A 14,238-nucleotide genomic window follows, 5' to 3' on the forward strand; every position below is an offset into this window, starting at 1 on the left:
AATGCGCCGGTTCTGGGCCAACCTGCTTGGCAACCAGCTGGTCTGGCTGTGCGCGGTGGCTGGTGCCGGGCGCGGCTGGCAGTGGCCCGCGTTGCTGGCCGCGTCGCTGTATATCGGCAGCCAGCTGCTGACGTCGGCGCATCCCCGACTGGACCTGCGGCTGCTGCTGCTAGCGTTGGCCTGCGCCTGGCTGGTCGACGCCAGCGCCGCCGCCAGCGGCACCGTGCGCTACGCCGCTGCCCCGCTGGGATGGGCGCCGCCGCCCTGGATCATGGCCTTGTGGGCTTCATTCGCCATGACCCTGAGCACCTCGATGCGCTTCCTGCAGCGACACCCTGCCCTGCCGCCCCTCTTCGGCCTGGTGCTGGCGCCACTGGCCTACCTGTCGGCCGCGCGTGGATTCGGCGCGGTGCAGTTCAACAGCCCGACGTGGCATGGCGTCCTGGTCCTCGGCACGGGCTGGGGCATTGCGCTTTCCCTCCTGTGCCGCGCCGCCCTTGGCGGCACGCGTACTACGCCACACCCCCCTCTCGCCGGAGCGTCATCATGATCAACCTGCTCTGGGTGCTGCTCTACGCGCTACTGGTGATGAGCTGGGGTTGGGCCTGGCAGCGCCGCCACCACAACATCGGCGTTGTGGATGTGCTCTGGGCCAAAGGCGTGGCTGCCGCCGCGCTGTTGCTGGCGCTGCTGGGCGATGGTGCGGTGACGCCACGGGTGGCGCTGGCTGTGCTCGGCGGCCTGTGGGGCGGTCGCCTGGCCCTTCATCTCTGGCATCGGGTCCGGCACGAAGCAGAGGACGGGCGCTATCGCTACCTCCGAGAGCACTGGCAGGGACACCAGGGAAAGATCTTCGCGTTCTTCATGGCGCAGGCACTGCTGGTGGTGCTGTTTGCGCTGCCCTTCGTCGCGGTCGCTGCCAATCAAGCCGCTGGCACCCCCCCCTGGGCGTTGGCGGCCGCGTTCGTCTGGCTGCTGAGCGTGGGCGGAGAAGCGCTGGCCGACCGCCAGCTGGCCCGGTTCCGCGCGAACCCGGCCAACAAAGGCCGTACCTGCCGTGATGGGCTCTGGCGGTATTCCCGCCACCCCAACTACTTCTTCGAGTGGCTGCACTGGTTCACCTACGTGCTGCTGGCCGTCGGCTCCCCGCTGTGGTGGCTGGCCTGGCTCGGCCCCGTGCTGATGTATGTATTCCTGCGCTATCTGAGCGGCATCCCGTTCACCGAAAAGCAGGCCCTGCGCAGCCGCGGCGACGACTACCGCGCCTACCAGCGCAGCACGCCGATGTTCTTCCCCTGGTTCCCCCACCCTTCCAAGGAGCATTCCGCATGAGCGCGATACCGTCACTGAATCCGGCCGAGGAAGCAGAAACCGGGCTGACCGCCTGGGCCGAACGCGGCCTGGTGCCGGACGCTGCGCTGCGTGCCGGTATCCGACGGCTGTGCGCGCAGCGCCTGCAGGAAGAATCGGCAGGTGGTATCGAAGCGCAGTCCGCGCGCTTCAGCCGCCGCATCGCCGAACTGGCCGACAGCCCGCTGGCACTGCATACCGATGCAGCCAATCGCCAGCATTACGAAGTGCCTGCGGCGTTCTTCCAGGCCTGCCTGGGCAAGCGTTTGAAGTACAGCAGCTGCTACTACCCCAACGGCCACGAAACGCTGGACCAGGCTGAAGAGGCGATGCTGGAGCTGTACGGCCAGCGCGCTGGCCTGGCCGATGGACAGCACATTCTCGAACTGGGCTGTGGCTGGGGCTCGCTGACGCTGTGGATGGCCGAGCGCTACCCGCGCGCAACGATCACGGCCGTGTCCAACTCACACAGCCAGCGCGAACACATCATGGCCCAATGCCAGGCGCGCGGACTGCCCAATGTGGAAGTGCTCACCCGTGACGTGAACCAGCTGGAACTGCCCACCGCGCAGTTTGATCGCTGCGTTTCGGTCGAGATGTTCGAGCACGTGCGCAACTACGAGCGCCTGCTGGCGCGCATTGCACAGTGGCTGAAGCCGGACGGTGCGTTGTTCGCGCACATCTTCGCCCACCGCACGCTGATGTACCCGTTCGAAACCGAGGGCGGCGACAACTGGATGGGCCGCCACTTCTTCACCGGCGGCCTGATGCCCGCCGCCGATACCTTGCTGCATTTCCAGCGCGACCTGCGGCTGGATCAGCGCTGGTTGCTGGACGGCACCCACTACCAGCGCACTGCCGAACACTGGCTGGCCAATCAGGACGCGGCACGCGATCGGGTGATGCCGGTGCTGGCGGCGACCTATGGGCCTGCGGCTGCGCGCATCTGGTGGCAACGCTGGCGGATGTTCTGGATGGCGTGTGCCGAGTTGTTCGGTTACGACGATGGCCAGCAATGGCTGGTGGCCCATTACCTGTTCCGTCCCCGCTGAGGTGTGACATGCGCATGTTCTCGCTGCTTCCGCTGATCGCGGTCGGCCTGTTCGGCTCGGGCTGCTCGTCCAGCGACACCCGGCCACTTCCGCGTGCGCCCTCGGTGGATGTGCCGCGCTTCATGGGCGACTGGTATGTGATCGCCCATATTCCGTCCTGGCCCGAGCGCGAGGCCTACGATGCGGTGGAAAGCTATGCCCTGAAGCCGGACGGGCGCATCCAGACCACCTTCACCTATCGCAAGGGCAGCTTCGATGCCCCGCCGAAGTCGATGCACCCCATCGGCCGTGTCGAAGAGGAAGGCCATGGGGCGGTCTGGGGCATGCAGTTCATCTGGCCGATCCAGGCCGAGTACATCATCGCCTGGCTGGATGACGACTACCGACAGACCATCGTGGCACGCAGCAAGCGCGATTACGTGTGGTACATGGCGCGCACGCCCCAGGTGTCCGACGGCGACTACCAGAAAGCCGTGCAGCGCATCGCCGACATGGGTTACGACATCCACCGGCTGCGGCGTGTGCCGCAGTCCATCCGGTAGTGCATGGCAGCGAAGTGCCGATTGCGTTCTTCGTCATGCATCGCCCGGCAGAGGGTGCCAGAATTGCCGGACAGACCTGAGCCGGGGATCAGCATGATGGGCAGCCACGCAGAGGCGACATGGAACGGGCTTGAAGTGCGGCAGATCCGTGCGGGCGACCTGGATGCAATCTGCGCCCACCGCGAAGCCATGTTCCGCGATAGCGGGCGAACCGAGGAGGTCCTGCGGGCGATGGCGGCTCCTTTCCGTTCCTGGCTGGCGCCGCGCCTGGCCTCTGGCGAGTACTTCGGCCATGTCCTTGCAGACCACGGCAGAACCATCGCCGGCATCGGCCTGATGCTGATCGACTGGCCGCCCCACCCTGCCCATCCGGACCAGGGCTACCGCGGCTACGTCCTCAACGTCTACGTGGAACCGGAGTATCGCCGCCGCGGTATCGCCCGGAAGCTGATGGCCCTGGCAGACGACGCCTTCACCGAACGTGGCGCCACTTACGCAGTCCTGCATGCCACCGCGCAGGGGGCGCCACTGTACGCCGACCTTGGCTGGGCTGGAACCAGCGAGATGGCGCGCAGCCTGCACGGCAACGATCAGACACCATGAAGTCGATCCCGGTGGGCGCGGATCGGCGCCGTGCTGCCCCAGATGTTTCCCGATGACATCCGCACCAGGCGCCATCTCGCTTGCGGAAACGGATTGCCCCCGGCCTGGCAATCCATACCATCGATGGATAGCCCGGAATCGATGGATGCAGCACATCGACTCTTAGGAATAATCGCAAAAATCAAGCAATTTCGATGTTCGACGCGACAGCAGCGCCAGAATGATCATCACGCCCCACGGGCGCCGATCACCTCCCAGCGCATGAATGGAATTCCTGCACCGCGTCGGCTGCGGCTGGCGCTCCTGGACGACCATGAAGTCGTTCGTCGTGGTACCGCCCTGCACCTGTCCGGCGATGACCGTTTCAGCATCGTCGCCAGCCATGCGTGCAGCGACGAATTCATCGGCAGCCTGCGGAAGATGTCCGTGGACGTCGCAATCATCGACCTTGCACTGGGCCGCGAAGACCGCAGTGCCACAGAACTGGTAAGCCTGCTGCGTGACTGCTTCGCTCGCGTGCCCCTGCTCGCCTTCGCCACCCTCTCGCCCACCACGCACGTCAGCCAGCTGATCGCCAGCGGCATCAGTGGCATTGTCAGCAAGGCCGAACCGCTGGCAATGCTTTCGGATGCCATCGTGCGGGTGTCGCAGGGGTTGTCACGACTGCCTCCCGATTGCACGCTGCCGGCCGCTTTCGACGAACTCAGCCGCAACGAGCGTGAAGTGCTCGATCTGCTGCTCGCAGGCCTGACCGTCTCCGAGATTGCGCTTCAACGCCATCGCAGCGTAAAGACGATCAGCACGCAGAAGACCGCGGCCCTGCGAAAGCTCGGGCTGCGCAACGATGCCGAGATCTACGCCATGCGACGACAGCTGGAGGCGATGTGAGAACGACCAGTCGAATGCGCCTGCACATGCCGGCCCTGCTGCTGGCGCTGCTTCTGTTGCCTGTGGCTTCCGCAGAAGACGCGCCAATCCGGCCATGGGAGTCCGGCCGCGAGGTCCGGGTGGCCACCGCACCCGCCCTGCGCCAGATGCCCGCCACCCTCGCTGATTCGGCGCCGATGCCGAGCCTTGCACATGGCTATGCCAGCCTTGTGGAACGACACGCACGGCTGCGCTTCCTGGAGCAGGCCTATCCCAGCGGCAGCGCCTCGGTTGTCGCGGTCTGCCAGCACAAGGCCGATCTGGTACTGGTAATGGGGCAGTCCCGCCAGCAGCCACGCCCGTGCCCCGGGCTGCTGGAGTCGGTCGCGTTTCCCGGAGGAAGAACCATGCTGGCCGGACGCGCCGGCCAACCCCTGCCGCACGATATCGTGGAGTTGGGAACAAGGGTGCTGGCCGTCGTCGAAGGCGGGCCCTACGCCGATTGGCTTGCCCTGCACCATCCCAGCATCAAGCGGCTGCACCTGGCCGATCGGCATGCCGCGCTGGCGGCGGTCGAGAGCGGCATCGCCGACGTCGCAATCGGCCTGGAAACGACCTTGCGGCCCCTGATCCGCCATCACTTCCGCGGGCAACTGCAGCTTCAGCGGTTCGACAGCGACTTTTCCACCGACCTTCACCTGCTTACGCGCAACGAGGACCGGCAACTGCTGTTGCGCATCGAGCAGGGCCTGCGCGACATCACACTGGAAGAACATGCCAGTCTGTTGCAGGCATGGGCTCAGCAGGCAGTGCCAGCGACCGTCGAGCGCGCGTTGGACTGGATGCGCGCGCCCTCTTCGCCCTGGCTGCTCACCCTGCTTGCCACGCTGGCCGGCACCCCTCTGCTGTGGCGCGCGGTGCACAGCCACCGGGCCCGCAAGGGACGGAGCCACGCGCGCGCAGTCGGCATGATCAGCCACGAGATGCGCAATGCTGCGCAGGCCGTGCTGGCCTCGATCGACCTGCTCGGCCAGTCTCCATCGCCCAAGCGGCAGCGTGAGCTACTCGCGGCCGCGCATGCGGCTGGGCATTCGCTGCGTGGCCTGCTGAATCGATCGCTGGAATTCTCACGATTGGCCAGCGGAACCTACAGACCCCAGGCACAACCCTGCGACATTGCCCGGCTCTGCCGTCAATCGCTGGATGCCCTGCGGCCACACGCGCGACAGAAGGGGTTGGCGCTTCGCTTCGAGTGCCAGCCCGACCCCGCCCCGGCTGTTGCGCTTGATCGGGAGGGGTTTCGCCAGATTGTCGGCAACCTGCTTGGCAATGCGTTGAAGTTCACCGATATCGGCGGCATCGAGCTACGCCTGCAATTGACACCGCCTGACCATCCGCAGGAGCTGCTGCTGGATGTGATCGACAGTGGCATCGGCATCCCGGCCAGGCAGATGCCCCTTCTTTTTCGCCCGTTCGAACAGAGTGAAGGCGGGCAGGCGCGCGGCGGTAGCGGGCTGGGCCTGATGATCGCGCATGAACTCAGCCGGGCGATGGGCGGCAATCTGTCCGCGCACAGCGTGCATGGGCGTGGCAGTCGCTTCACCCTGCGCCTGCCGGTGCAGGCAGTCAGCAAGAGCGAAGGGCCGGTCGGCACGCCCGAAAGCGACACGCCACTGGCTGGACTCGACCTGCTGCTGGTCGAGGACCATGCGCTCAATCGCCGGATCATCGGCGAGCAGCTGCGACGGCTGGGCGCCGACGTGCGCGCGCTTGCCGACGGCGCCAGCGCGCTCGCCGAGCAGGCCGCACAACCGCGCAGCGTGGTGCTGCTCGACATCGGGCTGCAGGACATGGACGGCTATGCATTGGCCACACAGCTGCGCCGTCAGGCACAACAGCCATTGCGACTGATTGCGCTATCAGCAAGGAAGGGGCCCCGGCACGCAATACGCGCCCGCAAGGCTGGCTTCGATGCCAGCCTGGCCAAGCCGTTGCAGGTCGCGGACCTGCTGCTGGCACTGGACCTGCCCATTGACGGCTACACCGAGCGGTCCGTAGCCCCTGCCTGCCGGGATCTGATCTATCGGGAAGACATCCGCCACGAACTGGCGCAGATTGAACAGGCCGTGGAAGCCGCTGATGCAGCCTCCCTCTGCCACCATGCCCATCGCCTGCAGGGCGCACTGCAGATGTGCGGCGCCGCCGCGCAGGCCGACACTGCGGCCGACCTGTGGGACCTGGCTGGCGAGCCCACGCCCGACTGGGTCGATGCGCGACGCCTGCTGCAAGCCCTGCAGCAATGGCATGGCTCCCGCACTGCGGAAGCCATGCCCAGGGCCTGATCAGGCCGCCAGACGCTCGACCTGGCGACGGGTCAGGTCGTTGAAGCGACCCAGCGACATCAGGTGCTGGTGGATCAGGGCCAGCCAGCCGCTGCGGTGCCACTCGACCACGGTGGCTTCCGGCAGCGCGACGAACTTCTCGACGTCGACGACCTGGAAGCCATTGAGGTTGAACTCACGGCCATCCGGGGTACGCACGGTTGCATTGCGCTCGACCAGCAGGCCGTTGTCGATCAGGGCCTTGGAGAAGGCCTGGGTCTGTTCGTGCTCACGGGTGAACTGGCCACAGAACTCAAGCGCCTGCTGCACCATGTCGGTGGCCTTGCCGTCGACGAACAGCGGCTGGCCTTCGTCACCGCCCTTGACCACGCGCGAGCTCTCTTCGTCGATGCCCAGCAGGAAATCATTGTCCGAGCCGGTGTCGATGAAGATGAAGGGATGGCGACGCAGATAGGCCGGGATATAGGCCTCGTCTTCCCACAGGCCGTCCTTGATGAACAGGTTCTGGTCGGACACGCCAACGGCGGCCATCGGCACCGCGGTCGGGCCAGCGAACAGGATCGGGAAGTGGTGCAGTGCCAGCGAGAACTCGCCGAGCACCAGCGGAATGGCGTTGTTGCCCGCGGCAAACTCGAGCCTGCCCGGCAGGATGCGCAGGTCGGCATGCACATCGGCCTGCAGCGGCACCGGACGGGTGTAGAACAGGGGGGCGTTGCTCGGCGCCGCTTCGGTGGTGGTGTCGCTGGTGGTGGTCATCTTGGGAACCGTTCGATCATGCGCGCCTGCCATCCCGGGCGCGCCAGCGGGAACAACCTGAATCCCGCATTATCAACAAGCTCGATGACAACGGCCACCCCATCGTTGGCCTATTTCAGCTGCAGGGGGTACCGCTGCCAGAGCACATGCACTAGGAAACCGGCCAGCTCAGTGTCGCGGGCGCTGACCGCCGCGCGGATCTTGTCCAGCAGCACCATGTCCGAGCAGGAACGCACATCGGCATGGTTGGCCTGCCCCGCCCGGCGCGCGCGATAGCGTGCGGCCCGCTGCGCATCACTCATGGCGTACCCGAACTTGGGCGGACGACCGCGCTTTCGCGGCAGGGTCAGCTCCAGGGTTCCGGGGTCTTTGTCATCACGCATGAGAGGGGTGCGGGCGGCGGCGAGCAACGGGGGGTGCGCAATTTATCGTGAGGCATCACTTTAATCCAGCTTTTTCTGCAGTTTTGTTGCAGTGCAGTGCAAAAAAGAAAGCGACCCGACGAATTCATCCACGCATGGCGTGGACACGAAACGCCATCAACACCCACAAAAAAGGGAGCCCGCGCACGGGCTCCCCTCGCCTTCCTCATGCAACCCGCACCGGCTCGTAGCCATGCAGGTGCGCTTCGCTGCTGGCGCGTCCCTGGCTGAGCGAACGCAGCGAGGTGGTGTAACCCACCAGCTGCGCCAACGGCGCGAAGCCACTGACCTCAGCCCGACCTTCCTGGTCGTCGATGCGGGTGATGCGGCCGTGGCGGCGGTTGAGGTCGCCAACAACGTCACCCACCGACGCCGACGGCGAATGCACCGTCACCGCCATCACCGGCTCCAGCAGCTGCGTGCCACCCTCGGCCAGCGCCGCCTTGATCGCCTCGGCACCCGCGCGATGGAACGCCATTTCGGAGGAGTCCTTCGCATGGGTCTGGCCATCGACAAGACTGACCTCGATACCGACCACCGGATGGCCCTGCGGACCCTCCGACAGCGCGGCACGCACGCCCTTCTCCACCGCTGCAATGAAGCTGCGCGGCACCACGCCACCGACGATGCGGTCGTTGAACACCACCTGGTCGTCGTCGCGCGGCGCCACATCCAGCACCACGTGCGCGAACTGGCCCTGGCCGCCGGTCTGCTTGACCAGCCGCCCGACTACACCGGACATCGCGCGCATCGGTGTCTCCTGGTAGGCCACGCGCGGCGCACCCACGCCCACATCAACCTTCCACTCGCTGCGCAGGCGCTCGACCATCACCTCCAGGTGCAGCTCACCCATACCCCAGACCAGGGTCTCCGCCGTGTCGCGGTCGGTTTCGACGCGGAACGAGGGATCTTCCTGGGCCAGGCTGGCCAGGCCCTGCGCCATCCGGATCAGGTCGGCCGCACGCGCCGGCTCCAGCCGCCACGCCAGCACCGGCGCCTGAGCCTGGATGTTCTCCAGGCGCAGCGGCTGTGCACGGCCGCTCAGCGTTTCACCGCTGACTGCATCCTTCCAGCCCAGCACCGCCACGATGTCGCCGGCCACGGCCTGTTCGATGTCATGGGTCTGGTCGGCCTGCACCCGCACCAGCCGGCTGACACGCCTGCCCTGCGGATGCTGCGAGCTGGCCACCGCGTCGCCCACCTTCAAGGTGCCCGAGTACAGCCGCACGAAGCTGAGGGCGCCGTGCTGCTGATGGGTGATCTTGAACAGCAAGCCTGCCAGCGGACCATCCGGGTCCGGCGGCAGTACCACCTCGCCGCGCTCGCTTTCAGCGGTCACCGCAGGCCGGTCCAACGGCGATGGCAGGTAATCGACCACGGCGTCCAGCAGCGTCTCGATGCCCTTGTCCTTGAACGCGGCACCGGCCAGAACAGGCACGCCCGCACCCGCCAGCGTCGCCCGACGGATCGCTGCGCGCAGCTGTTCGGCATCGATAACGCGCCCTTCCAGCCAGGCATCGGCCAGCTGCTCGTCGTGATCAGCCACGGCTTCGACCAGCGCATCGCGCTGTGCCTGCCACTGGGCGCGCACCGCGTCGTCCCACGGGGTCATCGTGGTTGCGTCGCCCTCCTGCCACTGCAGCACGCGCTCATCGACCAGATCGACCCAGCCGTTGAACGCGCTTTCGCTGCCCAGCGGTACGCCCAGCGCCCACGGGCGTGCCTGCAGCTTGCCCTGCAACTGCTCCAGCACGCGCTCGAACGAGGCGCCGACGCGATCCATCTTGTTGACGAAGGCGATCAGCGGCACGCGATGGCGGCGCGCCTGGCGCCACACCGTCTCCGACTGCGGCTGCACGCCGTCTACGGCCGAGAACACGGCCACGGCGCCGTCGAGCACGCGCAGCGAACGCTCGACTTCAATGGCGAAGTCGATGTGGCCGGGCGTATCGATCAGGGTCAGCCGATGCGGCGGCAGGTCGCGCGGCGCCCACTGCGCCTGCACGGCGGCCGCGCCGATGGTGATGCCACGTTCTCGCTCGATCGCCGAGAAATCGGTGGTCGCGTTGCCGTCGTGTACTTCGCCGACACGATGGATCTCGCCGCTTTTCCACAGCAGGCGTTCGGTCAGCGTGGTCTTGCCGGCGTCGATGTGGGCAATGATGCCAAGGTTGCGACGGCGGGAAAGGACTTGGGTGTTCATGTAAGGATTCCTGCAAAGCCAACTTCGGGGGCCGCGCACCCCGGTTGGCGACAGGGTGCGCGGCTAGCGTTCGGTCTCGGCGATCTGGTGCATGGCACGTTCTCCTTGGGTACTGGGTAGAGTCGACTGTTGGTCGACTTCCGGGAAAGCAGAAACGAAAAGAGCGCCCCGGAGGGCGCTCTGTCGAAGGTCCATCGATGGCCGTTTCAACGGCCCCGTGGGGCTCCAGGCAGACACGCCCGTTCCGCGCTTGCGCGGGTCAGGGTGAAAAACTTCAGGAGCGGCATCCGGTTCATGGGGTGCATTCTAGACCTGCCAATCTGGCGCGCAAGTGGATATTGCAAACATAAATAGAACGATGAGGCCGACAACGATCGGGGTCAGATCCCTTTGCCTCTGGCAAAGGGATCTGACCCCTGGCAGCCCTCACTTGCAGCCGTGCAGCTTGCGCGCCTCGGCCACCGTTGCAGCCCGGTCATCCCCCATCGAGACCCAGCCCTGCAGCGACATCGCCGGATCCACATGCGGCTGGCGCGCGCCACCGCGCACCACTACTTCGGTCCAGCTGCCCACCGGCGCCAGTTCGGACAAGCGCGCCGCCTGGTCGTCCTCGGTGCTGAACATATCGTCCGGGCCCGCCGGAGGCGTGGTATTCACGGCTTCTGTCTTGCGGGTCCGGACCCGAAGTGCACCGTCCGGCAGCCGCTGGGTGATCACCTCGTATCGCTCAACACCGTAGGCCCAGCTATTTTCGCCAACGCTGCGGGTCTCGCTACCGTCATCCGCCACGGCCACCACTTCGCCTGCCGGCCCGACAATGCCCGCGACAGCCCCCAGACCGGACATCAGCGCCTGATAGACGATCATCTGCCGCTGCTCGGTGGTCAGCGCACCGCCCTCCAGTTTGGCAGCAGGAATCTTCAGGTACGCCGCCTCCTTGCACAGCACCAGCACCTGCTGGTCGTCCCAGCTCACCGACATTTCCTCGTTGGCGAAGTACTGCGTCCTGATCGAGGTGACGGCAGCGCCCTCGCCAGTGGCATGCCGGGTCTCGATCAGCGAGGCGTTCTCGGCCGCATTGGCCAGCGAAACCTGGGAGGTCGACGCTGCATTGGCAGCGCACACCGAAGCAACCATCGCAGCAAGCAGCACGCCGCGCGTAACGGTACGGATCATGGCATCAGTCCATTGAAGAAAACGAAGCAACCATGATACCGGAGCAACTTGGCGACCTTCGCTCAGGCAACCACCACCAGCGGCACCCCGCGCCGAGGATGCTCCAGCACCACTACATCCTGCTGGTAGACGCGCTGCAGGTTGTCTTCGGTCAGCACCTGCAAGGGCGTGCCATCGGCCGCCACCCTGCCCTGCTCCAGCAGCACGATGCGATCGGCATAGCCGGCCGCCAGATTCAGGTCATGCAGCACCACGATCACGCAGGCACCTGCCTCGGCACAGGCACGCACACTGCGCAGCGTACGCTCCTGATGGCGCAGGTCCAATGCGGCGGTCGGCTCATCCAGCAGCAGCAACGGGGTGTCCTGCGCCAGCACGCGCGCGAACGTGGTCCGCGCGGATTCGCCACCGGACAGCTGCTGCACTTCGCGCAGCCGCAATGCCTGCAGTTCAGCGGCATCGATCGCCGCTTCCACCTGGGCATCATCGGCCACCGCGTCCGGCGGGTGCGGTAGGCGCCCCATCGCCACCACCTCTTCGACACTGAAGGCAAACCGCACGCCGTGCTCCTGTGGCATCACCGCGCGCTCACGTGCCAGTGGCCCGGCCTTGTAGCTGGCCAGCGGCTTGCCCAGAAGGCTCACCTCGCCCGCATCGGCGCGCAGATCGCCGGCCGCAACCGCCAGCAACGTGGATTTGCCTGCGCCATTCGGGCCAACCAGCGCCGTCACCGTACCCGGCTCGAACGCCAGCGAAATGCCATGCAGGATCACGCGCTGCTGGCGACGCACCACCACGTCGTGCAGCTTCAGCAACACGCTCATGGCGTCGCCTTGCGGCGCTGCTGCAGCACCAGCCAGAGGAAGAACGGCGCGCCGAGCGCAGCCGAGAACAGGCCCAGCGGAATCTCCGCCGGCGGATCAAGCGTGCGGGCTGCAGTATCGGCCACCACGATCAGCAGCGCGCCGAGCAGGCCGGACAGTGGCAGCAGCCAGCGATGGCCGGGGCCGACCAGGAGGCGCGCCACGTGCGGCACCACCAGGCCAACGAAGCTGATCGAACCGGCAAAGGCCACCGCCGCGCCCACCAGCAGCGCACTGAACGCCACCAGGCGACGACGCGTGCGGGCCACATCCAGCCCGAGGTGCTGTGCCTGGCGCTCGCCCAGCGCCAGCATGTCCAGCGGCGTGGCCAGCCGCTGCAATGCGCACACGCCAATGGCGAACAACGGCACCACCGCCGCCACGTCGGCCCAGTTGGCACGCGCCAGCGAGCCCATCTGCCAGAACACCAGCGACTGCAGTTCGCTTTCGCTGGCGATGTAAGTGAGGAAACCAATCAGCGCCGAGCAGAACGCGGCCATCGCGATGCCGACCAGCAGCAGCGTGGCGTTACCCATGCCCTTGCCGGGCCGGGCCAACGCATACGTCAGGCCGATCGCCAGCGCACCGCCGGCGAACGCGGCCACCGGCACCAGCCAACCCGCAGCGCCCGCCGCGCCCAGCACGATGGCGGCCACCGCACCCAATGCAGCACCCTGGCTGACACCGACGATGCCCGGATCCGCCAGCGGGTTACCGAACAGGCCCTGCAGGCTGGCACCGGCCATCGCCAGCGACGCGCCCACCATCGCACCCAGCAGGGCACGCGGAATGCGCAGTTGCCAGACCACGGCCAGATCGCGGCTGCTGATTGCCTGCGGATCCAGCAGGCCCAGCTTCACCGCCAGCGCCTGCATCACCTCCAGCGGCGGCAAGCGCAGCGGCCCCACGGCAAACGACGCCAGCACTGCCCCCAGCAGTGCCAGCAACGCCACCATCAACATCGTCCGCCCGCGACGGCGGCGCCGATCCGCCGGACTCATGCCTTCGGCAACGCCGCCAGGGCCTTGGCCAGCGCCAGTGCGCCAGCACCGGAACCGACACTGGTGTACTTCAGCTGCACATCCGGCATCACCCAGACCCGGTTGGCCTGCCCGGCCGGCGTCTGCTTCAACGTCGGGTACGCCTTCCACAGGCCCTCGGCGCCGCCGAACAGCTGCAGGTCATGCTCGGTCACCAGGATCACCTCCGGTGCCGCAGCGACTACGCCCTCGTTGCTCAGCTGCGAGTAGTTCTTCACCCCGGCTTCGGTGCCGATGTTGACGCCACCGGCCAGTGCGATCAGCTGCGCCGACGCACTGTCGGCACCGGCGACGGTCGGAGAGCCACCGGCGCCGGTGGCCGAGACGTGGATCACTCGCGGCGCATGGCCCAGGCCCTTGCCAATCGCTGCAGCCTCGTCCAGCTGCCGCTGCACCTGCGTGGCCAGTGTTTGCCCCGCTTCGGCCAGCCCTAGTGCCGCGGCGACCTTGCGCACCTTGTCCGGCGCCGGCTGCAGGTCATCGATGACCACCGCCGGCTCGCCCACCTCGCGCAGCTTTTTCGCCAGCTCGGTGTGGCGGCGCAGGCTGTTGCCAAGGAACAGCGAGCCCTTCAGGCTCAGCACGCCTTCCACGCCCGTGGTGCGGTTGAACAGGAACTGGTGCGGCGCGGCGAGGCCAGCCTGGGTGGTGGTGTTGGTGGGCGCAGCGAACACCTGCCTGCCCAGCCCCAGCGCCTCGATCACCGCGATGACATCGTCGCCACCGGCAATGATCCGGCTGGTGTCGGTCACTTGGACGTCGGCGCCATCATCGGAATGCACCTTGGCCGGCAGCACGGCCTTCTGGTCGTGCACCGCCGGCATCTTGGCACCGGCCACGCGCTGCCAGCCTGCCGGCAACGCGGTTTCCGCAGCCGACGCTGTGGCCGACGGCTCGACAGGCTTCGCGGCATCCGAAGGAGCCGAGGGTCCGCCACAGGCAGCCAGCGCCAACGAAACAGCCAGCGGAAGCGCACACAGGCGCAGACGGGACGCGATGTTCATGGAGGTTCTCCTTGCTGG

14 protein-coding genes are annotated in these 14,238 nt (G+C 66.9%); 7 read left to right on the forward strand and 7 right to left on the reverse strand.

The window, feature by feature from the left end:
* Position 1 precedes the first annotated feature (1 nt).
* The 7 genes from AASM09_RS11880 (at position 2) to AASM09_RS11910 (ending at position 6,756) form a co-directional block, all read left to right on the forward strand.
* On the forward strand, positions 2-550 hold the full coding sequence (locus tag AASM09_RS11880; RefSeq protein ID WP_049429293.1) for a DUF2878 domain-containing protein: 549 nt from the start codon (positions 2-4) through the stop codon (positions 548-550).
* Positions 547-1,332, forward strand: coding sequence for a DUF1295 domain-containing protein (locus AASM09_RS11885; RefSeq protein WP_100443512.1), 786 nt, complete (start codon positions 547-549; stop codon positions 1,330-1,332). Before AASM09_RS11880 ends, AASM09_RS11885 begins: the two co-directional genes overlap by 4 nt.
* Complete coding sequence (locus AASM09_RS11890) at positions 1,329-2,402, forward strand: SAM-dependent methyltransferase (RefSeq protein ID WP_100443513.1); 1,074 nt, start codon at positions 1,329-1,331, stop codon at positions 2,400-2,402. Before AASM09_RS11885 ends, AASM09_RS11890 begins: the two co-directional genes overlap by 4 nt.
* A gap of 8 nt (positions 2,403-2,410) precedes the next feature.
* Positions 2,411-2,944, forward strand: coding sequence for a lipocalin family protein (locus AASM09_RS11895; RefSeq protein ID WP_049429296.1), 534 nt, complete (start codon positions 2,411-2,413; stop codon positions 2,942-2,944).
* 96 nt (positions 2,945-3,040) lie between these two features.
* On the forward strand, positions 3,041-3,547 hold the full coding sequence (locus AASM09_RS11900; protein WP_049429301.1) for a GNAT family N-acetyltransferase: 507 nt from the start codon (positions 3,041-3,043) through the stop codon (positions 3,545-3,547).
* Positions 3,548-3,577: 30 nt separating this feature from the next.
* Positions 3,578-4,435, forward strand: coding sequence for a response regulator transcription factor (locus AASM09_RS11905; protein WP_239669337.1), 858 nt, complete (start codon positions 3,578-3,580; stop codon positions 4,433-4,435).
* Between the two features lie 14 nt (positions 4,436-4,449).
* Positions 4,450-6,756 carry an ATP-binding protein gene (locus AASM09_RS11910; RefSeq protein WP_080355012.1) on the forward strand — a complete coding sequence of 769 codons (2,307 nt, stop codon included), beginning with the start codon at positions 4,450-4,452 and terminating at the stop codon, positions 6,754-6,756.
* Here AASM09_RS11910 and AASM09_RS11915 read toward each other — a convergent pair whose 3' ends face one another.
* The 7 genes from AASM09_RS11915 to AASM09_RS11945 form a co-directional block, all read right to left on the reverse strand.
* Entirely contained in the window at positions 6,757-7,512 is a 756-nt protein-coding gene (locus AASM09_RS11915) for a SapC family protein (RefSeq protein WP_012480151.1), read from the reverse strand.
* Positions 7,513-7,622: 110 nt separating this feature from the next.
* Positions 7,623-7,895 (reverse strand): hypothetical protein, encoded by a 273-nt coding sequence (locus AASM09_RS11920; RefSeq protein ID WP_005409616.1) that lies wholly within the window; start codon positions 7,893-7,895, stop codon positions 7,623-7,625.
* 205 nt (positions 7,896-8,100) lie between these two features.
* Complete coding sequence (gene fusA / locus AASM09_RS11925) at positions 8,101-10,137, reverse strand: elongation factor G (RefSeq protein WP_049429298.1); 2,037 nt, start codon at positions 10,135-10,137, stop codon at positions 8,101-8,103.
* 426 nt (positions 10,138-10,563) lie between these two features.
* Entirely contained in the window at positions 10,564-11,313 is a 750-nt protein-coding gene (locus AASM09_RS11930; RefSeq protein ID WP_049429299.1) for a hypothetical protein, read from the reverse strand.
* A gap of 62 nt (positions 11,314-11,375) precedes the next feature.
* Positions 11,376-12,137, reverse strand: a complete 762-nt coding sequence (locus AASM09_RS11935; protein ID WP_100443516.1) for a heme ABC transporter ATP-binding protein — start codon at positions 12,135-12,137, stop codon at positions 11,376-11,378.
* Complete coding sequence (locus tag AASM09_RS11940; RefSeq protein ID WP_049432193.1) at positions 12,134-13,177, reverse strand: FecCD family ABC transporter permease; 1,044 nt, start codon at positions 13,175-13,177, stop codon at positions 12,134-12,136. Before AASM09_RS11940 ends, AASM09_RS11935 begins: the two co-directional genes overlap by 4 nt.
* Positions 13,174-14,220, reverse strand: a complete 1,047-nt coding sequence (locus AASM09_RS11945; RefSeq protein WP_049432196.1) for a heme/hemin ABC transporter substrate-binding protein — start codon at positions 14,218-14,220, stop codon at positions 13,174-13,176. Before AASM09_RS11945 ends, AASM09_RS11940 begins: the two co-directional genes overlap by 4 nt.
* Between the last annotated feature and the right edge of the window lie 18 nt (positions 14,221-14,238).

The organism is Stenotrophomonas maltophilia (assembly GCF_039555535.1).
Lineage (GTDB): Bacteria > Pseudomonadota > Gammaproteobacteria > Xanthomonadales > Xanthomonadaceae > Stenotrophomonas > Stenotrophomonas maltophilia_Q.